Source organism: Singulisphaera photorubra (assembly GCF_045290345.1).
GTDB lineage: Bacteria > Planctomycetota > Planctomycetia > Isosphaerales > Isosphaeraceae > Singulisphaera.
Window position 1 is genome coordinate 917,163 of the sequence record NZ_CP155447.1, and the last position, 23,913, is coordinate 941,075.

General features: G+C 65.1%; 13 protein-coding genes and 1 riboswitch. Of the genes, 12 read left to right on the forward strand and 1 reads right to left on the reverse strand.

The features are described from left to right. Positions 1-80 precede the first annotated feature (80 nt). From V5E97_RS03500 to V5E97_RS03520, 5 genes are all read left to right on the forward strand, one after another. The gene (locus V5E97_RS03500) at positions 81-644 is read left to right on the forward strand and encodes an RNA polymerase sigma factor (RefSeq protein WP_406697893.1); all 564 of its coding nucleotides are present in this window, start codon (positions 81-83) and stop codon (positions 642-644) included. Continuing rightward, the gene (locus V5E97_RS03505) at positions 637-4,290 is read left to right on the forward strand and encodes a protein kinase domain-containing protein (protein ID WP_406697894.1); all 3,654 of its coding nucleotides are present in this window, start codon (positions 637-639) and stop codon (positions 4,288-4,290) included. Before V5E97_RS03500 ends, V5E97_RS03505 begins: the two co-directional genes overlap by 8 nt. A gap of 239 nt (positions 4,291-4,529) precedes the next feature. Next, positions 4,530-4,729: riboswitch (cobalamin riboswitch) on the forward strand. A 112-nt stretch (positions 4,730-4,841) separates the two neighbouring features. Then, positions 4,842-5,201 (forward strand): DUF6580 family putative transport protein, encoded by a 360-nt coding sequence (locus tag V5E97_RS03510; protein ID WP_406697895.1) that lies wholly within the window; start codon positions 4,842-4,844, stop codon positions 5,199-5,201. A gap of 212 nt (positions 5,202-5,413) precedes the next feature. Next, positions 5,414-7,735, forward strand: coding sequence for a 5-methyltetrahydropteroyltriglutamate--homocysteine S-methyltransferase (metE, locus tag V5E97_RS03515; protein ID WP_406697896.1), 2,322 nt, complete (start codon positions 5,414-5,416; stop codon positions 7,733-7,735). Then, positions 7,732-8,769, forward strand: a complete 1,038-nt coding sequence (locus V5E97_RS03520; protein WP_406697897.1) for a uroporphyrinogen decarboxylase/cobalamine-independent methonine synthase family protein — start codon at positions 7,732-7,734, stop codon at positions 8,767-8,769. The genes metE and V5E97_RS03520 overlap by 4 nt, the downstream gene beginning before the upstream one ends. A 637-nt stretch (positions 8,770-9,406) precedes the next feature. Here V5E97_RS03520 and V5E97_RS03525 read toward each other — a convergent pair. Then, positions 9,407-10,549: a DUF1559 family PulG-like putative transporter gene (locus tag V5E97_RS03525; protein WP_406697898.1), complete on the reverse strand. Its 1,143-nt coding sequence runs from the start codon at positions 10,547-10,549 to the stop codon at positions 9,407-9,409. Between the two features lie 984 nt (positions 10,550-11,533). Here V5E97_RS03525 and V5E97_RS03530 point away from each other — a divergent pair. The 7 genes from V5E97_RS03530 (at position 11,534) to V5E97_RS03560 (ending at position 23,831) form a co-directional block, all read left to right on the forward strand. Next, positions 11,534-11,902, forward strand: a complete 369-nt coding sequence (locus V5E97_RS03530) for a methyltransferase family protein (RefSeq protein ID WP_406701119.1) — start codon at positions 11,534-11,536, stop codon at positions 11,900-11,902. 197 nt (positions 11,903-12,099) lie between these two features. Continuing rightward, complete coding sequence (locus tag V5E97_RS03535) at positions 12,100-14,715, forward strand: tetratricopeptide repeat protein (protein WP_406697899.1); 2,616 nt, start codon at positions 12,100-12,102, stop codon at positions 14,713-14,715. Between the two features lie 77 nt (positions 14,716-14,792). Next, positions 14,793-15,665 carry a DUF4159 domain-containing protein gene (locus V5E97_RS03540; protein ID WP_406697900.1) on the forward strand — a complete coding sequence of 291 codons (873 nt, stop codon included), beginning with the start codon at positions 14,793-14,795 and terminating at the stop codon, positions 15,663-15,665. A 66-nt stretch (positions 15,666-15,731) separates the two neighbouring features. Further along, the gene (locus V5E97_RS03545; protein ID WP_406697901.1) at positions 15,732-16,742 is read left to right on the forward strand and encodes an AAA family ATPase; all 1,011 of its coding nucleotides are present in this window, start codon (positions 15,732-15,734) and stop codon (positions 16,740-16,742) included. Further along, positions 16,742-17,764, forward strand: coding sequence for a DUF58 domain-containing protein (locus V5E97_RS03550; RefSeq protein WP_406697902.1), 1,023 nt, complete (start codon positions 16,742-16,744; stop codon positions 17,762-17,764). The genes V5E97_RS03545 and V5E97_RS03550 overlap by 1 nt, the downstream gene beginning before the upstream one ends. Further along, positions 17,761-19,875: a vWA domain-containing protein gene (locus V5E97_RS03555; RefSeq protein WP_406697903.1), complete on the forward strand. Its 2,115-nt coding sequence runs from the start codon at positions 17,761-17,763 to the stop codon at positions 19,873-19,875. Before V5E97_RS03550 ends, V5E97_RS03555 begins: the two co-directional genes overlap by 4 nt. Continuing rightward, the gene (locus V5E97_RS03560) at positions 19,872-23,831 is read left to right on the forward strand and encodes a hypothetical protein (protein WP_406697904.1); all 3,960 of its coding nucleotides are present in this window, start codon (positions 19,872-19,874) and stop codon (positions 23,829-23,831) included. The genes V5E97_RS03555 and V5E97_RS03560 overlap by 4 nt, the downstream gene beginning before the upstream one ends. Positions 23,832-23,913 lie beyond the last annotated feature (82 nt).

The window sequence follows — 23,913 nt, forward strand, 5'->3', positions numbered from 1 at the left end:
AATCCTTTGCACAATTTGACGGGGCAGAATCGTCGAGTCGGGGTCCTCCCATGGTGAGCACCGGTTCGTTCGAATCATTCATGTTGCGAGTCCGAGCCGGCGACGAAAACGCCGCTCGGGAACTGGTCCGGCATTATGAAGGAGTGATCCGTCGCGAGGTGCGGTTACGGCTCGAGGACCGGAGGCTGCTCCGTCTGTTCGACTCGATGGACATCTCCCAGTCGGTGCTGACCAGCTTCTTCGCCCGGGCGAGCTCGGGCCAGTTCGACCTGGAGACGCCCCAGCAGCTCGTCGGCCTTTTGATCGGAATGACGCGGAATAAGCTGGCGTTCCAGGTGCGACGACAACGGGCCCGCCGTCGTGACAATCGGCTTGTCGCGGGCACGCCGGTCGAGGACCTCAGGGTGGAGAGCACCTCGCCGGGGCCGAGCCAGCTTGCGGCCGACCACGACTTGATCGCGGCCGTGCGGCACCGCCTCAAGGATGAAGAACTGCGGATCGTCGACCTCCGGGCCGAGGGCATGGAGTGGTTGGAGATCGCGAAGCGTCTGGGCGGCTCACCGCAGGCGCGACGGATGCAGCTTGCGCGGGCGGTGCTACGCGTGACGAAGGCACTGCACCTGGACGACGACCGCCATGCCTGATCTCGACTCCGACTTCCGGCGACTCACCGCACGCTCGGCGGGGTCCGGCAGCCCGGTCCGGCGGTTGGTGAGGCGTTGGCGGGCCGGGGAGCGGCCGGACGTCGTGGAATTCCTGGCCGGCGAGGGGGACCTCGCCCCGGACAAGCTCGCCAGTGTACTCCGGGCCGACCAGAAACTACGGTGGCGGTCGGGCGAGCGGCGGCCGACGGAGTGGTATTTCGAGCGATTCGCGAACGTCGCCGCCGATTCCGACCTCGCACTCGACCTGGTCCATGGCGAGTTCCTGCTCTGCGAGGAGGCGGGTGAGCCGCCCGACCTGGCTGAGTTCCTGATCCGGTTCCCCCAGTTCGCGGAAACGATCAAACTGCAAGTCGCCTTCCATCGCGCGCTCGACGCCGCAACCGATCAGGACGAGCCGGCCAGTTTGATTTCGAACCGGGTCGGATTCCCGCACGTGCCTGGCTATGAGATTCTCCGTGAGATCGGCGGAGGCGGCATGGGGGTCGTCTACCTTGCGTCCCAGGTGGGGCTCAAGCGGCAGGTCGCCTTGAAAATGATCCGGACGGGGAGGCACGTCGACCCGGAACAGCTCGACCGGTTCCACCGGGAGGCCGAGGCCGCCGCCTGCCTGCACCACCCCAACATCGTGGAGATCCACGAGATCGGCGAGGCGGACGGGTGCCCCTACCTGTCACTGGAGATGGTGGAAGGGACCGACCTGGCCCGACGACTGGCCGCGGCTCCTGTGTCGGTTCAGCAGGCCGCGAGGATCACGGAGGTGTTGGCCCGGGCCATGGACTACGCCCACAATCGTGGCGTTATTCATCGCGACCTCAAGCCGGCGAACATCCTGCTCACGCCCGAAGGATGGCTCAAAATTGCCGATTTCGGCCTGGCGAAACTGCTTGGCAGAGAGTCGGGAGCAACCCAGAGCGGCACGATCCTCGGCTCCCCTTGTTATATGTCGCCCGAGCAGGCGTCGGGCCGGGCCCGCGACGTGGGGCCGGCCAGCGACGTCTATTCCTTGGGGGCGATCCTTTATGAGATGCTCACGGGATCGCCGCCGTTCCAGTCGGCCACTCCGCTCACCACCCTCGCCCGGTTGCTGAACGAGGAACCGGTCCGGCCGGGGCGGCTCTGCCCGAAGGTGCCCCGTGACCTGGAAACGATCTGTCTGAAATGCCTGGAGAAGGCACCCCGTAAGCGTTACCCCTCGGCCGGGGAACTGGCCGACGACCTCGGCCGGTTCCTCAACTTCGAGTCGGTCCGGGCGCGGCGGACCGCGGTGGCGGAGCGGGTCTGGCGGTGGTGCCGACGGAAGACCTCGCTGGCGGTCGCGGTCGGCCTGGCCGTCGTCGGGATCGTGGCGGCGATCGTGCTGTCGGCGAGCCTGGCGGCGTACCAGTACCAGGCCGCGTTGCGGATCGGCCAGGCGCTGCGGAAGGTCGACCAGCTCGCGGCCCACCTGGCGTACGAGAACGGACAGCGGCTCTGCCAGCAGGGGGACGTGGGGCAGGGGATGCTCTGGCTGGTCCACGGGCTCAAGGCCGCCGACCGGGCGCACGACCCCGCCCTCGAACGGGCGCTCCGCCTGAACCTGACCGCATGGAAGCCCCAGCTCAACCCGCTTCGGGTCCGGGTCGAGCACCCCGGCGAGGTCCAGGCCGTCGCGTACCGGCCCGACGGCCGAGTCGTGGCCACGGCCGGCGACGACGGTACCGTGCGGTTCTGGGACGCCCAGACCGGCGCCCCGGTCGGCTCCCCGCTCCGCCACAACGGGAGGGTCGGGGCCCTGGCATTCGGCCCCGGCGGACGGACCCTGCTGACGGGCTGCGACGACTTCTCCGCACAGCTCTGGGACCTCGATACCTATGCGCCGGCCGGCCCCTCGATGCGCCACGATAACGTGATCTGCGGCGTGGCACTCAGCCCCGACGGCCGGACCGCCCTGACCGGGAGTTTCGACATGACCGCCCGGCTCTGGGATGCCCGGACCGGCGTTCCGGTCGGCCCGCCGATGTGGCACAAGGATTATGTCTCCTCGGTGGCATTCAGTCCCGACGGCCTGGCCGTTCTGACCGGAAGCCGTGACAAGACGGCCCAACTCTGGGAGACCGCCACAGGCTCCCCCCTGGGCGCTCCCTTGGTGCATAAGGACTGGGTTTCCTCGGTGGCGTTCAGCCCCGACGGCCGGACCGTCCTGACCGGCTGCTTCGACCAGACCGCCCAGCTCTGGGACCGAGCCACCGGCCGCCCCACGGGGAAGCCGCTGATGCACCAGCACTGCGTCAACGCCGTGGCATTCAGCCCCGACAGCAGCAAACTGGTGGCCGGCTGCATCGACGGAACCGCCTGGCTCTGGGACGCCTCGGCCGGGGAGTCGGTCGGGACCATCCTGCGGCACCGGCACACGGTTTCCTCCGTCGCGTTCCACCCCGACGGCCGCACCGTACTCACCGGAGGGTTCGACCGCACGGCCCTCGTCTGGGATGTCGCCCCCCCGACGGGCCTCGACTTCCGGCACGACGGATTCGTCCGGGCCGTGATCTTTAGCCCCGACGGCCGGAAGCTCCTTTCCGCCAGCCAGGACAAGACTGCGCGACTCTGGGACGCCCAGACGGGTTCACCCGTGGGAGTCCCCATGCCGCACGGCGATTCGGTCGAGGCCGTCGCCTTCAGCCCCGACGGCCGATACGCCCTGACCGGCAGCTACGACGGCACGGCCCGACTCTGGGATGCCCAGAGCGGGGCCCCAGCCAGCCCGCCGCTCCGCCACAAAGACCGCGTGACCGCCGTCGCATTCAATTCCGACGGCCACACCGTGATCACCGGGAGCGACGATGGGACCGCCCGGCTCTGGACGTCCTCAACCGGCCTCCCCATTGGCGAGCCCCTCCGCCACGGCGGCCCTGTTCTCACCGTGGCGTTCAGCCCCGATGGCCGGCGTGCCGTCACCGGCAGCTCCGACGAAACCGCCAGGGTCTGGGACGCCGCGACCGGCGCTCCGACCGGCCAGCCGCTCGTCCACCAGGGCCCGGTCCGGGCCGCCGCGTTCAGTCCCGACGGTCACACCGTGCTCACCGGCAGTGACGACATGACGGCCCGGCTCTGGGACGCCGCCACGGGGACCGAGGTCGTCGCCCCTCTCAAGCACCAAGGCCCCGTTTCTCTCGCCTCCTTCAGCCCCGACGGTCGCACCGTGATCACCGGCGGGTGGGACCGAGTGGCCCGGCTCTGGGATGCCCGGACCGGCCTACCGGAAGCCCCTCCACTTCGCCACGACGGCCGGCTCCGGACCCTGGCCTTCAGCCCCAACGGACGCACCGTACTGACGGGAAGCTACGACCGGTCGGCTCAGCTCTGGGATAAGGTCACGGGCCTCGCCATCGGCCCCGCCTTCCGCCACCAGAGCCAGGTCTGGTTCGTCGCGTTCAGCCCCGACGGCCTGTTCGCCCTCTCCGGTGGCCGGGAGAACGCCGCACGGCTCTGGAGCCTCCCATGGGTGATGGGCGGTCGCGTCGAGCGGGTCGCCCTCACCGTGCAAGCCGCCACCGGTATGGCCCTCGACGACGACGGCTCCCTCCGCATCCTCGACCTCAAGGCCTGGAACGACTGCCGCTCTCAGCTCCTCCAGCCCGAACGGTGAAAAAGCCAGCACATTTGCTACGTTGCTACAGTTTCATTTCCATATCTTGCAACTTATCCCAAGCGTTCTCCGGAGGCGCTGTTGTGCGCCTACCGTTCCAGGCTCAGGCGGCTCATTGAAAAGCCCGGCTGCCAGATTGCAGAATGGGAGTAACAGGGATCTCTTCGCTTGCCGGATTCTCCTGATTTCACGGAGGCATTCCGACACCAACATCTAGCCGAGTGCCTATAGATAGGGTATGCTTCCGCCTATCGACGGGTTCTGCCTGCCTCGGCGGGTGGACGAAGAGGGAAGCCGGTGAGAGTCCGGCGCAGGGCCGCTGCTGTATTCGGCGAGAGACCCGGGCAACACGCCACTGCGACGCTAACGTCGTGGGAAGGCCACCCGGGGATCGATCGTAGCCGTAAGCCAGAAGACCTGCCCGTCGAGCAACGCCAACGGTGCTCCGGACCCGAGCACAGGGCAGGTTAGGCACAATCCGCGCGTGCGGAGTCCTCCTGCGCCTCAGGTCCGGCACCCCAATCTGCCCGGACCGGCAGGAAGGTTCCAAGGTGCCCAATACCGAAAATGGCGACCCGCCGCGCCACGATGCGGCAATCCCACAGGCTTTGCCGCCGCTCATCTCACTGCGAGTGGCCTTTCTGATCGCCGCCGTCCTCCTCGCGTCTGCGTCGCGGCTTATCCCGCTTCCGCCGAATTTCGCCCCCATCAGCGTCATCGCATGCTTCGATGGGGACACGTTCGCGGACCGACACGGAGCCTTCCTGGCGCCGTTCGCGGCCATGTTCGCGAGCGATGCCATCCTCGGTTTCCATGTTCTCCTCCCCCTCGTCTATGTCTGCTTTGGGTTCAACGTGATCCTGGGTTGGTGGTGTCGGTCGAGACGAGGGCCTTTGCCGGCTCCTGTGTGAAGTTCGTCGTGACGAACGCCGCATGCTGGACGCTCTGGTATCCGTGAACGCGCGTGGGCCTCGCGCCCTGCGATGACACGGCGATGGCTTCGATTCCGCCTCGTTCGCCTGACCGAGTGGTTGGTCCCCACCATCCGCGAACGGCCGTTTGACACATTCCCCTCGGCACACTGAACCTAAATCGACACTCGATGATGAACAGGGAAATACACATGGCTATTGCAACGAACCTTGGATTCTCGCGGATGGGCCCGCATCGCGAGTTGAAAAAGGCGCTGGAACGGTTCTGGGCGAAGAAGTCAGACGCCGGGGTGCTGCTCGCGACAGCGTGCTCGCTCCGCGAATCCCACTGGAAGCTACAGCGGGACCTCGGCCTCGCGCAGGTCCCGTGCAACGACTTCTCGCTCTACGACCACGTCCTCGATGCGGCCTTGATGGTCGGCGTGCGGCCCGGCCGATTCGGAGGCGTCGCGGAAGGGCTCGACCGCTACTTCGCGATGGCCCGGGGCGTGGCCCACGAAGGGGAACGCTCCGGCGTCGCGGCGCTCGAGATGACCAAGTGGTTCGATACGAACTATCACTACCTTGTGCCCGAGTTCGAGGCGGACCAGGAGTTCAGGCTCGACGCGGCCAAGCCGCTCGCGGAGTTCGCCGAGGCGAAGGCGCTCGGGATCCCGGCCCGGCCAGTCCTTCTTGGCCCCGTCTCCTTCCTCTTGCTCGGCAAGATCAAAGACGCAGGGCGTAAGCCACTCGACCTCTGGCCGGCCCTCGTCCCAGTCTATGAGGAACTGCTGCGCCGGCTCCGCGCGGCGGGCGCTGATTGGGTCCAGATCGACGAACCCTGCCTCGCGACGGACGTGGAGCCAAGTACGCTGGCGACGCTGGAGGCCGTCTACAAACGCCTGGCAGATGCCGCGGGTAACATGAACATCCTGCTCGCGACGTATTTCGGCGATCTCGGGCAGGCCCTGCCGGCCGTCATGCGGCTCCCGGTCCGTGCGGTGCACCTGGACCTGGTGCGTGGCCCGGGCCAACTCCGGGAAGCGGTGGAACTGGTGGCCCCCGGGCAGATGCTCTCGCTCGGGCTCGTCGACGGGCGAAACATCTGGCGGACCGACCTGCTCGCCGCGCTCGACGTCGCCGAAGACGCCGCGGAGCGGCTCGGCGTCGACCGGATCCTGATCGCCCCGTCATGCTCGCTCCTGCACACTCCTTACGATCTCGAAGGCGAGTCCAAGCTCGACGGCGAGCTCAAGGGCTGGCTGGCATTCGGACGTCAGAAGCTCGAGGAAGTGGCGATCCTCGCCCGTGGGGTCGAACACGGCCGCGACTCGGTAGCAGACGCGCTCGAGGAGAACCGCGTGGCGCTCACCGGCCGCCGGTCATCTCCCCGGATCCATTCAGCGCAAGTTCGCCGGCGCCTCGCTTCCGTCACACCCGAGATGCTCGCCCGCGAGAATCCCTATTCGACACGGCGCGTGGACCAGCGGGCAAAAACCCCGCTCCCGCTCCTGCCGACGACCACCATCGGCTCCTTCCCCCAGACGGACGATGTCCGCAAGGCCCGGGCTTCGTTTAAGGCTGGGAAGCTGCGGCCCGACGAGTACGACGCCTTTCTCAAGGAGAGGACCGCCGAGGCCGTCCGCTGGCAGGAGGAGGTCGGGCTCGACGTGCTCGTCCATGGCGAATTCGAGCGAAATGACATGGTCGAGTATTTCGGCGAGAACCTCGATGGATTTGCTTTCACCGAGAACGGCTGGGTGCAGAGCTACGGCTCGCGCTGCGTCAAGCCGCCCATCATCTTCGGTGACGTGGCCCGCCGCGGCCCGATGACCGTCGAGTGGGCCCGGTACGCCCAGTCGCTAACTGCTCGCCCGATGAAGGGCATGCTGACCGGACCGGTGACGATCCTCCAGTGGTCATTCGTGCGTGACGACCAACCCCGCCGCGAGACATGCTGGCAGATCGCCCTGGCCATCCGCGACGAGGTTGCCGACCTGGAGGAGGCTGGGATCGCCGTGATCCAGATCGACGAGCCGGCGCTCCGGGAGGGGCTGCCCCTCCGGAGAGACGACTGGGCCGAATACCTCCGGTGGACGGTCGACGCCTTCCGCCTGGCCTCGGCCGGCGTCCGCGACGAGACGCAGATCCACACGCACATGTGCTATTGCGAATTCAACGACATCATCGACTCGATCGCCGCGCTCGACGCCGACGTGATATCGATCGAGACGTCGCGGTCGCAAATGGAGTTGCTCGGGGCATTCGCCGAATTCCGCTACCCCAACGAGATTGGGCCGGGGGTGTACGACATCCACTCGCCGCAGATCCCGACCCGTGAAGGCGTCGAATTGCTGCTCGGCAAGGCGCTGGCCGTACTCTCGCCCGAACAGTTGTGGGTGAACCCCGACTGCGGCCTGAAGACGCGCAAGTGGGAAGAGGTCAAACCCGCCCTGGCCACGCTCGTGGAGGCCGCACGCGCCTTGCGGGGTCGCCTGGCCGAAAGCCCCGCGAGGGATCGAGGCCCAGCGTGACGTCGCCCTTCCGCGGCTGCCTCCCGCCGGGGTGCGTGACCGGCGTAGGCAGCCTCCCCTTCCTCGACGCCGACGAGGCAGTCGAGTTCGTGGCCCAGCAATGCCCAGAACTTCCGTTCTGGCCGCAACTCCCCCGCCGCACGGCGGGGGAGGGCGTGATCGTGCAAGGCCTGGGAAGGCTCATCAAATACCTTGAGCCAGCGCATCGGCCTTATTGCTGGTCGGTGCGACCTGGGGCCGGGCCGGCGTTCGAGGCTGCGCTCGACGACGGCGAGGCCGGGCTCAGCCCGGAGACGGCAGCCGGCTTCTTCGCCCTGGAGCGGGCGATCGGATCGGGGCGATTCCCCGCGGCCAGGGCGGTGAAGACGCAGCTCGAAGGCCCCGCGACCCTTGCCCGCTGCCTCTTCCTGGACGGGACCCCGATGTCGCGAATCCACGGCTGGCTGGAACGCCTCGCCGGCTTCCTCGAGCGCCAGGCCGCCTGGCAGGTCCGGCGGCTCCGCAACCTGGGGCTGCCCGTGATACTCATGCTAGACGAGCCGGCCCTTTCCCTCATCGACGATTCGGGCCATTCAGCCTCCACAGTCGCCACGACGCTGCGATGCGTCCTTGATGCCGCCCGCCTCGAAGGGGCGGCCGTCGGCATCCATTGCTGCGCTCCCTTGCCTTCGAGCGCGTTTGCTGGGCTCGGCCTCGACCTCTTGTCATTCGACGCCCACCTATCGGTCGCGGACGACGGATTCTTCGACCTCGCGCACGACATCCTGAACGGCGGGGGGAGTCTGGCCTTCGGACTCGCCCCGACCGGCCCATCATCGATGACCGCCGAGTCGATGGAGACACGGTGGCTCGCCCTCGCGTCGTTGCTCGGCGATCCGCATGACGTCGCAGCCCGGACGGTCGTCACCGCGACGTGTGGCCTCGGGCTCTCGACAAGGGCAGAAACGTTCAAATCGTTCACCCTGGCCCGGCGGACGGGCGATGCGATCCGCTCGCACGCCACCCGAGCCCCGCTCGGATGGCCCACGCAATAAGATAAGTTGGCATCCTGCGCTCGACTCCCGTGCCGCTGCCGACTGCCGCCCACGCCCTTCTTCCTGGGGCATCGAAGGCCGAGCCCACCGAACTCTCGGCCCTCCCCATCGACGGTCACTCCTCGCCGGAGCACAATCATCCCCCTTCGCAGTCGAACTCGTGCCCCTGGAACTGGGCATGCACGTCCCCAAGCGGAACGGCCGCCTGGAGCCGGTCGACGTCTACAAGATCGTACGGACGGCTCAGAGTCTGTCTCGTAAGTTCAGGGAAACCGAAAATTGAAGGCCGTTTGGGTGCCACGGGTTCCGTACTCGGAACCCGTGCGCGCCAGGCCAAGGCATTCCCGCATGGGTTCCGAGTACGGAACCGCATGGCACCCAGCAGATCATTCAAAAGCTCCCGTGGGATTCACCTTCTGGGACAGACTCTCAGCGCTCCGCCTCGCCGATGTCATGGTGAGAAAAAAAAGGGACAGGCTGGAGCCACTCCAACAACCTCCGTAAAACTCAATTGACGCGTCACCTCGCCCCGGCCAATCCTGAGAACTCTGGGTGCCCCGCGCTCTCGGATTCGGAACCGCGGGACACCCGAAATCGAGCCCGGCTGAGAACCACAAAACTCCTTCACCATTGAACATTAAAAAGCGTCGCTGGAAACGATCTCACCGCCGGCGCGAGACCCGAGCGCCCAGACAATATTCATGTTGGTACTGTCTTTAAGAAACCGGACCGAGCCGTCCGCGAACGCAACGTTCCCTCCGCCGGAATGAAAGCTACTCATGCCGTAGACCCCCGCCGCATCACCGATCGAACCGTCGTAGCCGGCCGACGTGCAGTTCGGGTACTTCGAGTTGGGGGGGAGCAGCGTATTGCCGAGACCGAAGCCGGCCTCGCTGGCGTACCAGTTGTCGCCGATGTTGCTCTTGTTCTTGATGGTGCCGAGCGTCCCCGGCGCAGCCCCCGCGCACATGGGGAACCACGGTGGGATCAGCAACGCGCCGGCGGGGATCTGGGTCTTGGCGTCCCACCAGGTGTTCACGCCCGGAGGTCCGCTACCGATATTGATGACGTCCTGAATCGAGAGCTTATTGATATTACCATCGCCCATCCGCCACTCGCCGAAGGCGATGGTGTTGCTCGTCCCGTCCTGGATCGAGGCAATCGTGACTGCCGCCCCACCGTTGCCGTTGTCGCAAGCGAAGAGGCCGACGACGATCTGGTCAGGCGCCCCGTTCCGCGAGTAGGGCATGAGTTGCGGGCCCATCGAGGCAAAATAGTTGTTACCGGGGAGCAGGTTATTGTTGATGTTGCCCTTGTTCCAGTTGGTCCCAACGGGCAAGGGCGACGAGGGGCAGAGGAACGAGTCGATCCGCGTCGTACAAACCGTCCAGTTGAGGTACGCGCCGCTGGCCATATCCTCATTGACTGTCATGAAGTTGATCGTGTTGTAGACCGCTCCTTGCTCGATGTTCGCCAGGAGCATCGATTGCGGGCTCCACGAGCCCCAGGCTCCGGCGAGCGACTTGTCGCTGACCTTGCGCGACACGTAACCGCCGGGACAGGCCCCGAACGTCGACAGGTAGTTATGGAGCGCCAGCCCGAGCTGCTTCATATTGTTCGTGCACTGAGAACGGCGGGCTGCCTCGCGTGCCGCCTGCACCGCAGGCAACAGCAAGGCAATGAGCACAGCGATGATTGCGATCACCACCAGCAGCTCGATCAGCGTGAATCCACCGGGCCTGCGCCGTGTTGACCTCTCATTTTGCGAAGACAATCTCATATTAGGACCCGATCCTTGATATGAAGGGAGAGGATAGTCTGACGATGGGCCGTGACCGGCACGACCTTGAAGAAAGGGAAAAGGAACTAGTCCTGCTTGGGTCTGCCCGAGACGGGGTCAAGCTTCAGGCCCGCCGTAATGTTTTGGGCATCCCCTTGGGCCGCCCCTTCGACAGGTCGGCCGCCGGTGTGATCTCCACCGCCGGGACGTCGGTCGCCACCGTGGGCCCGCTCTCCCCGCAGCCGGGAACGAGAAAAATGAGAAAAAGCAATCCAACGGTCGAGCTTCTGAACACGGGGCCTCCTTGAACCGATGGGGGCCGGAGCTCCGCAGGCAAGTCGGCCCTCCGAGTTGAGGTACAACGCCATCGCGGACGCGACAAGATCGCCCGACAGGGCGGCGACCGCGCCTGAGTTCGCGTCGAACGATTCCGCGACGTGTTTTAGAAAGCCTGCACGACCCATCTGTGGGTAATATTGCGATTCACAGGCGAATGGCACAAAAGCCGTCGGCGAATTTTTCCCTCACGGAAAAAAAAGGAGACTTCTCGCCAATCCCGACAGCCTAATAGGCTAGAATCACGCGACTTTGCGGTGGGCGGGCCTGGCGGTCTGGCGTCGGGGGTCATCGTCCCCGACCCGTGCATTCTTCACCACCCGCCGGGTCTGCTTTCGCCAATACTTATCACCCACCATGTTCATCACGTTGGTACGGATCTTAAATGCAGTGAAGATCTGGTCGCTCCTCGCGGCGATCTTACTCGGTTGCTTACTTGCTGGAGGTGTGCGCGCCCCCTGGAACGGCTATTGGATCTTCGCGATGGGGTGCTGGGCCACCCTCGACGTCTACTGGGCAATTGCGGCACGTCGCACACCACCCACCGCGGAGGCTGGTGGGAGCCGCACAAATTCGCTCGCTATCATGTCGACTTATTCACTCTATTGCCTGCCGCTGAGTTCTGTCCCCTTATTGGGCCAACGTATAATGCCTCGGCTTGCCGCTTGGGAGCTCTTGGGGGCAATCTTATGTGCGTTTGGGGTCGCGTTTGCGATCTGGGCTCGGCACGTTTTGGCGGAGAATTGGAACGCGGCTGCCACCGCGAGAGGCGGACTCACGTTGGTGCAAAGTGGGCCGTACGCGGTTGTCCGCCACCCGATTTATCTCGGATTATTGGCGGGGATCGCCGGGATGATTCTTGCCCTCGGAGAAGTAAGAGCCCTGGTCTTGTTATTCGGCGTTGAAGCCCTGTTGAGGAAGATGAGTCAAGAAGAGAGCATCCTCCGGGCGAAATTCCCGACCGAGTATCCACAGTATGAGCGAAGGGTGAAGCGGCTGTTGCCTTGGATATGGTAGCTACGGGGCCAACCAGCCACGGTCGGCATGACCGAGCTTTCTCAAGCCGCCGCCGATGTTTCCTGATTTCCGCAACGCTCGGCAAGAACGAATCTCAGGAAAGGAGAGGACCTTGGCAATCTCGAGGAGTGCCCGACTATAATCAGGGCTGCTCTCAAGGGACTGACGTCGAGGACCACTCCGAACGGAAGGGATCCATGAGCGTGCCAGCCGGAGAATCAGCAGCGCCGCAGGTTCGGCTTCGGCGCCGAGTTCACATCGACCTTCCTCGGAAGCTCGCCCTCCTCCTGATCGGCTTCTGGCTCGCTGGCTCGACGCCGGCAAACGCGGTGAACCTGACCGAAGCGGAGACACTGTTCCGCACCGGGCGCTACGACGAGTGCGCCCAAGCGGCCTCGAAGGAAATCGAGGCCGGCGGCTGGGGCGAGAACTGGACGCAGCTCTTGATCGAGGCGGAGCTGGCGCAAGGGAAGTACAAGGCAGCGATCACCTCATTCGAAGCCGCGAAACGACGCTATCCCGCGAGCGGGACGCTGCGCATGCTCGGCCGCGACGTCTATCGCGCGAACGGTCGCCTGGAGGATGCGGCGGCCGAATTGCAAACGATCGAGACCCTGGTCAGGAACGCCCCCCACCGCTTCGCGACACCGGAGGGACGTCTCGTTCTCGGCCGCTTCTTCCTCATCCGGGGCGCTGATGCCCGCCAGGTGCTCGACCAGTTCTACGACGTCGTCACCAAGCAACACCCCGACGATGCCGAAGGCTTCTACGCCACAGCCGAACTGGCCCTGGAGAAGCAGGACCCAGCCCTGGCGGCCCAGACCCTTCGGAAAGCGCCCAAAGATGCGGCCGAGGATCCGCGCTATCACTCTCTCCTCGCGCGTGCCTTTTCCGACGATGACCGCGCCCAGTCCGACAAAGCGCTGGCCGCGGCTCTCAAAATCAACCCCCACCATGTCGACAGCCTCCTGCTGAAAGCCGACCACCTGATCGATGGCGAGCGCTACCGCGAGGCCGAAGACACACTCAAGCAGGCGTTCGCGGTCAACTCGGAAGAGCCGCGAGCCTGGGCCTATCAGGCGGCACTGGCGCACTTGCGAAACGACCGCGCGGGGGAAGCGTTCGCGCGGCAGGCCGCGTTGTCACGCTGGGCGACGAATCCCGAGGTCGACCATCTGATCGGCCGTGAGCTCTCCGAGAAGTACCGGTTCGCCGAAGGCTCCGCCTATCAGAGACAGGCACTCAAGCTCGACGCCGACAACCTCCCTGCCAAGATTCAGCTCTGCCAGGACCTGCTCCGGCTCGGCGAAGAAGAGGAAGGCTGGAAGCTTGCCGACGAAATTTTCGCCAAGGACGGCTATAACGTGGTCGCCTACAACCTGACCACGCTCCGCGACCGCCTGGCCGGGTTCCGGACACTCGAGGAGGATGGGTTCGTGGTGCGCATGGAGGCACGCGAGGCCGACCTTTATGGCAGCCGGGTGCTGGCCCTCTTGCGACGCGCCAAGGAAACGCTCGAAAAAAGATATGGAGTGACGCTCAAAGAGCCGGTGATCGTCGAGATCTTTCCTCAGCGCAAAGAGTTCGCAGTACGGACGTTCGGCCTTCCCGGAGCGGACGGACTCCTCGGCGTTTGCTTCGGTCGCGTGATCACGGCCAATAGCCCAGCCTCCCAGGGAGAGTCGCCTTCGAACTGGGAAGCCGTCCTCTGGCACGAATTCTGCCATGTGATCACCCTGAGCAAGACGCATAACAAGATGCCCCGCTGGCTCAGTGAGGGAATCTCCGTGCATGAGGAAGGGCGGGAAAACCCCAGTTGGGCCGAGGCGTTCAACCCTCGGTTCCGCGCGATGATTCTGGATGAGAAGGAATTCACCCCGCTGAGCCGGCTCAGCTCTGCGTTCCTGGCCCCCAAGTCGGCGGTCCACCTCCAATTCGCCTACTTCGAATCGGCACTCGCGGTCGCCTTTTTCGAGGAGCGGTTCGGCCACGACGCCTTGAACGGGGTGCTCGACGACCTCGGATCGGGAATGTTGATCAACGAGAGCCTGCCAGGTCGGACAAAAACGTCGCTAGATCAATTAGATCGAGATTTCACGGACTTTGCGCATCGAAAGGCCAAGAGCATCGCCCCGGAGCTGACCTGGGAAGAGCCGGAGTTGCCGCCGGACGCCAGCGCGGCGGCGTTGACCACCTGGCTCGAAACCCATCCCAAAAGTTTCTGGGGACGGAAGCGGCTGGGGGCCCAGCTCGTGGCCGAAAAGAAGTGGGGACAGGCCAAGGACGTTCTGGAACAGCTCAAGGGACTTTACCCGGAATACGTCGGGGCGGAGAACGCCTACGTGCTGCTCGCCAAGGTCTACAAAGAAACGTCGGACCCGGCCGCCGAACGCAAAGTTCTTGAAGAACTGGCGGGCCGGGTCGGTGATGCCAGCCCGGCATATGAGCGATTGATGGCGATGGACGAGGCGGATCAAAACTGGAAGGCCCTGGCCAACGACGCCAGGCGCCTGCTGGCGGTTAACCCCTTGATTCCCAGCCCCCACCGCCAGCTTGCCCTCGCGGCCGAACATCTGGGAGAACGGGCCGAGGCGGTGACCGCCTATCGCGCCCTGTCGATGCTCGACACAACCGACCCGGCCGAGGTCCACTACCGCCTGGCGAAGTTGCTTCACGAGGACGGCAAGCGGGACGAGGCTCGCCGCGAAGTGCTCATCTCCCTGGAGGAAGCGCCCCGCTTCCTCGACGCGCACCGGCTCTTGCTCGAACTGACCGAGCCTGCCAAAAACCATCCAATCGATCGTGGAAATTGAGCGTTGCCGGGTGGGAGCAACGCCCCACCTGACAGGACAGGACCGGACGCGTCCCCTCCTCAAAAGGGTCCAGATCCATGACTCGACGACGCCTGATCCTGATCGCGTTTCCTTGCCTGTTGGCGATCGTCTCGGGCGTCTGCCTGGCTCAGCGATTCGGGCGAGCGCCAAGGTCGAGGCCCGGCGGCCTCCCCGACGATCGCGCAGGCGTGCCCGACTGGAAGGTGGACGACCGGTTCAAAAACGATGTCTTCACGTTCGTGAGAGTCGAGTACAACACGGGCTACGGCGGGGGATTTGGCGGCCGACGCGGGTGGGGGAGAGGAGGCGGCTGGAGGACCGACTGGCCGGACAGCGACCTGAACTTCTCCTTCCGGCTTCAGCAACTGACAGCGCTGAAGGTCAACCCCGAGCCGATCTCGCTCGCGCTGACCGATGAGCGACTCTTCGACTATCCCTTCCTCTACATGATTGAGCCAGGCCGCTTGTCCTTTTCGGAGGAGGAAGTCGTGGCCCTGCGCCGCTACCTACTCAACGGTGGCTTTCTGATGGTCGACGACTTCTGGGGCGACTCGGCCTGGGCGAACGTCGCCGAGCAATTCCAGCGGGTCTTTCCCGACCGGGAGCCGACGGAGCTATCGATCGACCACGAGATCTTCCGTTGCGTCTACCGGCTCAAGGAGAAACCGCAAGTCCCGAGCATTCACTCCTGGCAAGGCCCAGGCTCGACCGTGACCTGGGAAGAGCACTACGACGGCGACTCGCAAACGGTCCACTACAAGCAGCTCGTCGACGACAAAGGGCGGATGATGGCGATCTTCTGCCACAACACCGACCTGGGGGACGGCTGGGAGCGGGAAGGCATGGACTCGGGTTACTTCCACGAGTTCTCGGAAAAGAAGTCGTATCCGATGGGGATCAACATCGTGACCTACGCCATGACGCACTGAATCGAGTTGCGGACGAGCCAAGGCGTCCGCTCGGCGCGGCACGGGGTCGAGTCGAAAGGAGCGATCGTGACGGTAGACGTCGATGCCTACGAGGGAGAGCAGCAGGTCGTCGAGACGATTCACCAAAGTCGCGGCCGGATCGAGCGCGAGCTCGGCAAGGTGATCGTCGGCCAAAGGGAGGCGACGCATCAGCTCCTGATCAGTCTGTTCGCCGGCGGCCACTGTTTGATCACAGGAGCGCCCGGGCTCGCGAAGACGTTGTTGGTCCGTACCATTGCTCAAGTCTTTCATTTGCGGTTCCAACGGATCCAGTTCACCCCTGACCTGATGCCGGCCGACATCACAGGGACCGAGATCCTCGAGGAGACCGGCGACGGCCGCCGGCGAATGCAGTTCGTCAAAGGGCCGATCTTCGCCAACGTCATCCTCGCCGACGAAATCAATCGGACCCCTCCGAAAACCCAGGCCGCGCTCCTCGAAGCGATGCAGGAGCATCAGGTCACGGCGGCCGGGGTCCGCTACCCGCTCGAAGAGCCCTTCTTCGTCCTGGCCACCCAGAACCCGATTGAGATGGAAGGGACCTACCCGCTCCCCGAGGCCCAGCTCGATCGGTTCATGTTCAACGTGATCGTCGACTACCTGCCCGAAGACGATGAAGTCGCCGTCGTCCAGCAAACCACCTCGCGCAGGACCGAGCCGCTCGAGCCCTTGTTTGACGGCCAGGACGTGCTCCGATTCCACGAGGTGGTCCGCAAAGTCCCGATCGCCGAGGACCTGGTCCGCCACGCGGTCCGGATCGCCTCGGCCACCCGCCCGGGACCACAGGCCCCCGACTTCATCAACAACTGGGTGAGCTGGGGCGCGGGGCTCCGGGCCGCGCAGTCGCTGGTGCTCGGGGCCAAAGCGCGAGCCTTACTCGAGGGTCGATTCCACGTCACCCCCGACGACATCCGCGCGCTCGTCCATCCCACCTTGCGCCATCGAATTCTGCTCGGGTATCGGGCCGAGGCTGACGGCGTGGCCGTCGACGCCGTGATCGACCGTTTGCTGGAACATATCAAGAGGCCACACGACTGATGCCCCCCTTGGATCGTCACGATCAACGACCTCCCGGATCAGCGCCGGCGCCGGCCCCAGCCTCGAATCGACGCGGAGACCCCGCGCGGCCGGGGGGTGCCTTGATCGATCCGGCGACCTTGATGCGGATCAAGAGCCTGCAAATCCGGGCCAAGGTCACGGTCGAGGGGTTCATCAAGGGGATCCACCGCAGCCCCTATCACGGGTTCTCCGTCGAGTTCAGCGAGTATCGCGAGTACAGCCCCGGGGATGACCCACGCTACCTCGACTGGCGGCTCTTCGCACGCTCCGATCGCTACTATGTGAAGCGGTTCGAGGACGAGACGAACCTCCGTTGTTACCTCGTCCTCGATACGAGCCGGTCGATGAGTTACAGCTCCGGCACTTACAGCAAAAGCGACTACGCACGCACGGCGGCGGCCACAATCGCCTACTTTCTCTCGATGCAGCGCGACGCCGTCGGCCTGCTCACGTTCGAGGACAAGATCACCGAGTACCTCCCCGCGCGGCACCGCCCAGGGCACCTGCGCCGGATCATGGCCACGCTCGACCGCGAGCCCACGGGACGCACGACCAACCTCGCCGAACCGCTCGAACAGATCGCCGCGACCGTCCGCAAGCGTGGCTTGATCGTTCTGCTCTCCGACCTGCTGGCCCCGACCGATGCGCTCAGGACCAGGCTCGGATACCTCCGGTCGCGAGGACACGACGTGGTCGTCCTGCGGATCCTCGACCCGGCCGAAGTGGCGTTCAATTTCACGACGCCGGCAATGTACCTCGACGTCGAGTCGGGGCGCGAGCTCTATATCGACCCGGACCAGGCCCGCGCCGAGTACCTCCGAAAATTCAACGCCCATGCCGCCGAGATCGAACGGGCCTGCGTCGACCTCGGGATTGAATATGAGCGGGTGACCACCGACATGCCCCTGGAACTCGTGCTCTTCGACCTCCTCAAAGCGCGGATCCGCCGGGGCCGCCGGCCAGGCCGGCGCAGCGCTCCAGGACGGGGAGGCGCCCGATGAGTTTCCTCACTCCCTTGTATGCGCTAGGGCTGCTGGCCATCGCCGGCCCGATCCTCTTTCACCTGATTCAGCGCAAGCCTCGGGGCGAGGTGCCGTTCAGCTCGTTGATGTTCCTGACCCCGACGCCCCCCCGCCTGACCCGGCGGAGCCGCCTCGACAACCTGCTCTTGCTCCTCTTGCGAGCGGCGGCCCTCACCTTACTCGCGTTCGCGTTCGCGCGTCCCTTCTGGCGGCAAGCGGCCAACCTGGACTTCGGCAACGTCGAACGGCAACGAATCGCGGTGGTCATTGACACCAGCGCAAGCATGCGTCGTGGCAACCTCTGGCCCAAAGCGAAGAAACTCGCCGAGGACGCGATCGCCGCCTGCCGCCCGGCCGATCAACTGGCTCTGTTCGCCTTCGATGGATCGTCACGACCGTTGCTGAGCTTCCATGAGTCGGCCACGCTCGACCCGAGCCGGCGGCAGGCCGTTGCGCTCGCCCAGGTGGAACGGCTCGAGCCGACCTGGGGGGGAACCCAACTCGGGCAGGCCCTCATTGATGCCGTGGCCGCCATTGAAGACGTGGCGGATACAAGCGAGAAGGCCGGCCGAATGCCGCGCCGGATCGTCTTGATCAGTGACCTCCAGCAAGGGAGTCGGCTCGAAGCGCTCGGCGGGTTCGAGTGGCCCTCCGACGTGGAACTCGACCTCAAGACGGTGTCCGACCTGGGCACCAATGCCAGCCTGCACGCGCTGGCCGATCTGGTCGAGACCGAACCCGCGAAGGACACGCCAGGCCGGCGCGTCGGGGTGACGAACGAGCCCGGGTCGACGCGGGAGAAGTTCCAACTGGTCCGGGTCGATTCAAAGGGGGTCGAGACGGCTAAGCCGATCGACGTCTACGTCCCGCCGGGAGAGAGCCGCGTCGTCCGACTTCCGAAGCCAGAAGGGGATTTAGCTCCCGGAACGCTCCGGCTCAAGGGGGATGCGCACCCGTTCGACAACACGCTCTACTCGGCCGACGAGCACCGTGAGGAATCGACCGTCCTCTACGTCGGCAAGGACGAGCCTGACGACTCCGCCGGGCTTCTCTACTACCTGGAGCGCGTCTTTCACAACACCCCAAGGCGGAGCGTGACCATCCGCACGGCTTCGCCTGCCGTGGCGCTGACGCTCGAGTCGCCGCGGTCCGTACCGCTGGTCATCCTCACAAGCGAGACCACAGCCGAGAACGCCCGCAAACTCCACGCCTATGAGCAAGCGGGGGGGACCGTGCTCAATGTCGTGACAACGGCCGGCAAGGCCGAGACGCTCGCCACGCTCCTGGACGTCGCCCCTTGGGAGATCGAGGAGGGGACCGTCAAACGCGACCTAATGCTGGGGGAGATCGCGTTCGACCATCCCATCTTCTCCGCGCTGGCTGCGGCTCAATACAACGACTTCACAAAAATCCATTTTTGGAAATATCGGCGTATCAGCACAGACAAACTCAAAGATTCGCGGGTCCTGGCGCGGTTCGAGAACGGGGACCCTGCGATTGTGGAGCAAGGGGTCGGCAAGGGAAGTGTCATTGTGCTGGCGAGCGGGTGGAATCCCAATGACAGCCAGCTCGCGCGGTCGTCGAAGTTCGTGCCGTTGATGGCGGCGATCCTGGAGCGTCGCGAAGCACGGCCGGCCACTCAGGGGAACCACCTGGTTCACGATCCTGTGTCTCTGCCGGTGACCGAAGGGGCCGCCAAAGGCCTGGTCGTCCGCACGCCGGGAGGGGGGACGGTCGCCACCGCGCCGGGGAGCACCTTGTTCTCGGAGACGGATCGACCCGGCGTCTACACGATCGAAACGACGGCGGGCGCTCGCGACTTCGCGGTGAATCTTGATCCGATGGAGAGCAAGACCACCCCCTTGAACGTCGAGACCCTGGAACAGTTCGGCTGTCGGCTGGCGAACCAATCGAATGCGACCGTCGACCGCGATCACCTTCGGCAGATGCAAAACGCCGAGCTCGAAGGCCGCCAAAAGCTCTGGCGCTGGCTGATCCTGACGGCCATCGGCATCCTGATCGTCGAAACCTGGCTGGCGGGGCGGCAGTCCGCGCCTCGTTCGACTCGCGCGGAGGTTCTGGCAACATGAGCACGGAACTGCGGCAAGCCCTGGAACGAGTCGCGCGCCGATTCCGGCACGTCTGGCTCTGGAGCTTATTGGCGCTCTGCTGGCTGGTGTGGGGTCTCATCGGCCTGGGCCTCGCCGTCCTGTTGGCGAGATCCGGAGTGACGGAGTCCACGACCACGTCCGCGAACTGGGTGCCGGCCATCCTGGCGGCCTTGGCCCTGGTGACCGGAGCCTCCTGCGCAATCGCGGTGCAACGGTCGGCTCGCGACCCGCGCTGGGTGGCCAGACGGATCGAGGCGAAACATCCCGAGCTGGCCACCGGCCTGCTCACCGCGGTCGAACAGGCGGTGGCAACGCCCGCCGAGCGGTTCGGGTTCTTGCAGGCCACCGTCATCCGCAAAGCCCTCGACCACCGCCGGACCCACAACTGGGATGACATCGTACCGACCTGGAGGCTGCAAGCCTCGCACCTGGCCCACGCGGTCGCACTCGCGTTCCTGATCGTCGTGGCGGTCGGCCTTGTGGTGGAGACCCGCTCACACGCCAGCGGGCGGAAGCCGACCGTGACCGCGGGGGTCGCCACCGGCGTCGTGGTGGATCCGGGAAACACAGAGCTCGAACGCGGGACCTCGCTGCTGGTCGTCGCACGGTTCAACGACGCCGTCCCGGCCGAAGCGAGCCTGGTCGTCGGCCCGGATCCGAAGGCCGGAGTGAGCCAGGCGATGACTCGGAGCCTGGAAGATCCCGCATTTGCCGGGCGGGTCGAGTCGGTCGACGCCGACCTCTCGTATCGCGTTGAATTCGCGGGCCGGAGCACGCCGACCTATCGCGTCCGCGTGTTCGAGTACCCCGAGCTTCAGCGGACCGACGCCACGCTCGTCTTTCCCCAGTACACCTCCCTCGAGACCAAGACCGTTGAAGATGTCCGGCACGTCACGGCAGTGGAGGGGACCGAGCTCACCTTGCTCTGCCACCTCAACAAGGACGTGTCCGTCGCCCGCCTGGTCGACGAGCAAGGGCAGGCCGTGGCGCTCACGCGTCAGGAAGGGGGCGAGTATCTTTACCGCACCACCTTCACCCTCACCGATCCCAGGCGATTCAAGGTCCAGCTCGTGGACCACAACGGCCGGCTCAACAAGCTGACCTCCGAAATCATCATCAACGTCACACGCAACCGGCCGCCGGTCGTCGCAATGACTCAGCCGTCGCGTGACGTCCGGGTCTCACCGGTCGAGGAGCTCACGCTCAAGGCCAAGCTCGAAGACGATTTCGGCGTGGTCCGGCACGGCGTCACCTACAGCGTGGCGGGCCAGCCCCCGCAAGAAGTGGTGCTGCCGGCTCCCGCATCCCAGAGCCAAAGCAAGAGTCTGAAGCCGAATCATCTGCTCAAATTTGAATCTTTCCAGGCCGTTCCCGACCAGCTCGTCAGCTACTTCTTCTGGGCCGAGGACGTTGGTCCCGACAATCAGCCGAGGCGTGCTTCGGGCGACATGTTCTTCGCCGAAGTCCGCCACTTCGAAGAGATTTTTCGGCAAGGCGAGGCGCCCTCCAGCAGCGCGTCCGAGAACCAGGAACAGCAGCAAGGGCAGAACGCCCAGCAGACGGATAAGCTCGCCGAGCTGCAAAAAGAGATCATCAACGGCACCTGGAAGGTGATCCGCCGGGAAATCGGGGCCAAACGCACCGCCGAGTTCGACCAGGACAGCAAGCTTCTCCTCGAGTCTCAGCAATCGGCCATCGAACAGGCCGGGGAACTCGCCGAGAAGCTTCGTGATCCGAAGTCGAAGGCCAGCCTCGAGCAGGCGACCCGGTTCATGAAGGACGCGGAGAAACAGTTGGCAGAAGCCGTGAAGTCCAGTTCGATCGCCGCGCACACGCCGGCCCTGGCCGCCGAGCAGGCCGCCTATCAAGCGTTACTCAAGCTTCGAGCCCGTGAGTTCGAGGTCACCCGCAGCCGCTCGCGACAACAAAGCCAAGGGGGACAAGCCTCGGCCGGTGGCCCATCACAACAACAGCTCCAGCAGCTCGAACTGTCGAACGAGGAGAACCGCTACGAAGAGCAGAGCACGGCCCGAGCTCAGTCGCAACGGGAACAAGAACAGCGCGAGACCCGCCAGGTCATCAGCCGGCTCCGCGAGTTGGCCCAGCGGCAAACCGACCTGAACGACCGGCTGAAGGAACTGCAATCCGCCCTTGAGGAAGCCAAGACGGCTGAGGCCAAGCAGGAGATCGAACGCCAGCTCAAGCGGCTCAGGGACCAGGAACAGCAAATCCTCCGCGACACCGACGAACTCCGCGAACGGATGGAGCGTGAGGAGAACCGGGAACGCATGGCCGAGGCCCGCCAGCAGATCGAACAGAGCCGGGAGCACGTCCGGCAAGCCTCCGAGGCACTCGAACAAGGCCGCGTCCCTCAAGCCCTCACCGAAGGCGCTCGTGCCGGCCGGCAACTGAATGACCTCCGCGAAGAGCTCCGCAAAGGCGCGGCCGACCGGTTCACGGAAGAGATGACGGAGATGCGCAACCAGGCGCGGCAGCTCGACGATGAACAAGAAAAGCTTTCCGAGCGGCTCGAGGCCAAGGACAATCGCCCCGCCCGGTCGCTCCGCGACAACGGAGAAGCCGCGCAGACCAAGCAAGGGCTCGAAGCGCAGAAGAAGCGGCTCGACCAACTCCTGGACCGGATGCAAAACACCGTGCAAGAGGCGGAGGAATCCGAGCCGCTCCTGGCCAAAGGCCTCTATGATACGGTCCGCAAGGCCAACGAACAGAAGATTGCCGACGCCTTGAAAGTCGCCGAACAACTGGCCGAAGTGGGAATCGCCGAAGAGGCCGCCAAGGCCTCCCGCCACGCCGGCCGAGGCATCAACCAACTGCGTGAAGGCGTCGAACGCGCCGCCGAAAGCGTCCTCGGCGACGAAACGGCCGCACTGAAGCGAGCGCAAGGCGAAGTGGAAGACCTCGCCGACCAGATCAACCGCGAAATCGCCCGAGCCACGGGCGAAGAACAAGGCGGCCGACCTGGGCAGGGAAATCCGCGGAATCGCCCGGGGCAAGAAGGCGAGCAAGACCCGCAACGGCAGAGGCAACAAGGACAGCAGCCAGGACAACAGGGACAGCAGCAGGGACAGCCAGGGCAGGAGGAGCAACAAGGACAGCAGCCAGGACAGCAGGGACAGCAGCCGGGGCAGCAGGGACAGCAGCCGGGGCAGCAGGGACAGCAGCCAGGGCAGCAGGGACAGCAGCCAGGGCAACAAGGGCAGCAGCCGGGGCAACAAGGGCAGCAGCCGGGGCAACAAGGGCAGCAGCCGGGGCAACAAGGGCAGCAGCCGGGGCAACAAGGGCAGCAGCCGGGGCAACAAGGGCAGCAGCCGGGACAACAAGGGCAACAGGGACAACAAGGGCAGCAGCCAGGACAACAAGGGCAACAGGGACAACAAGGGCAGCGTGGGGGTCAAAGCGGCCAGCAAGGGCAGGGGGGCTTACGTGGCGGCAACGCCCCTCAAGGCGAGCAACCGGGGCAGCAAGGACGTCAGGCAGGTTCCCCCGGGGGCGGTGGAGCTGGTTCTGAACTTGAACAGATGCTGCAAGGACTCTCCAACGGCGGAGCCCCCGGAGGGCCGATCACCGGAGAGGGCTTCCGTCGCTGGTCCGACCGGATGCGCGACGTCGAGGAACTGCTCAACGACCCCGACCTCCGGGCCGAGGCCGCGCGGATCCGGGATCGCGTACGGGGGGCCCGTGAAGACTTCAAACGCCACTCCAAAGAGCCCGACTGGACCAAGCTCAAGGATCTTGTGGCCGAACCGATCGGTGAACTGAGCAAACGGATTGCTGAAGAAGTGCGGAAGCGTGAATCCCCCGATTCATTGGTCCCGATCGACCGCGATTCCGTCCCTCCCGAATTCGCGGAAGGGGTGCGGCGTTATTACGAGCAATTGGGCAGTGGTCGCAAAAAGGGAATGACCGGCCGATGATCAACGGCTTCTGAATCCAATGAAGAGGTTGGGCCGTGCCCACCCGACAAGGCCAGAAGGCCCACCACCGAATCGGCCGTTT

What these genes read in the sequence shown, in the direction of transcription:
- V5E97_RS03540 (WP_406697900.1), top strand. Translation starts at nt 14,793, where the DNA reads ATGACTCGACGACGCCTGATCCTGATCGCGTTTCCTTGCCTGTTGGCG.
- metE (WP_406697896.1), top strand. Translation starts at nt 5,414, where the DNA reads ATGGCTATTGCAACGAACCTTGGATTCTCGCGGATGGGCCCGCATCGC.
- V5E97_RS03560 (WP_406697904.1), top strand. Translation starts at nt 19,872, where the DNA reads ATGAGCACGGAACTGCGGCAAGCCCTGGAACGAGTCGCGCGCCGATTC.
- V5E97_RS03505 (WP_406697894.1), top strand. Translation starts at nt 637, where the DNA reads ATGCCTGATCTCGACTCCGACTTCCGGCGACTCACCGCACGCTCGGCG.
- V5E97_RS03550 (WP_406697902.1), top strand. Translation starts at nt 16,742, where the DNA reads ATGCCCCCCTTGGATCGTCACGATCAACGACCTCCCGGATCAGCGCCG.
- V5E97_RS03530 (WP_406701119.1), top strand. Translation starts at nt 11,534, where the DNA reads ATGCCTCGGCTTGCCGCTTGGGAGCTCTTGGGGGCAATCTTATGTGCG.
- V5E97_RS03555 (WP_406697903.1), top strand. Translation starts at nt 17,761, where the DNA reads ATGAGTTTCCTCACTCCCTTGTATGCGCTAGGGCTGCTGGCCATCGCC.
- V5E97_RS03535 (WP_406697899.1), top strand. Translation starts at nt 12,100, where the DNA reads ATGAGCGTGCCAGCCGGAGAATCAGCAGCGCCGCAGGTTCGGCTTCGG.
- V5E97_RS03525 (WP_406697898.1), bottom strand. Translation starts at nt 10,549, where the DNA reads ATGAGATTGTCTTCGCAAAATGAGAGGTCAACACGGCGCAGGCCCGGT.
- V5E97_RS03500 (WP_406697893.1), top strand. Translation starts at nt 81, where the DNA reads ATGTTGCGAGTCCGAGCCGGCGACGAAAACGCCGCTCGGGAACTGGTC.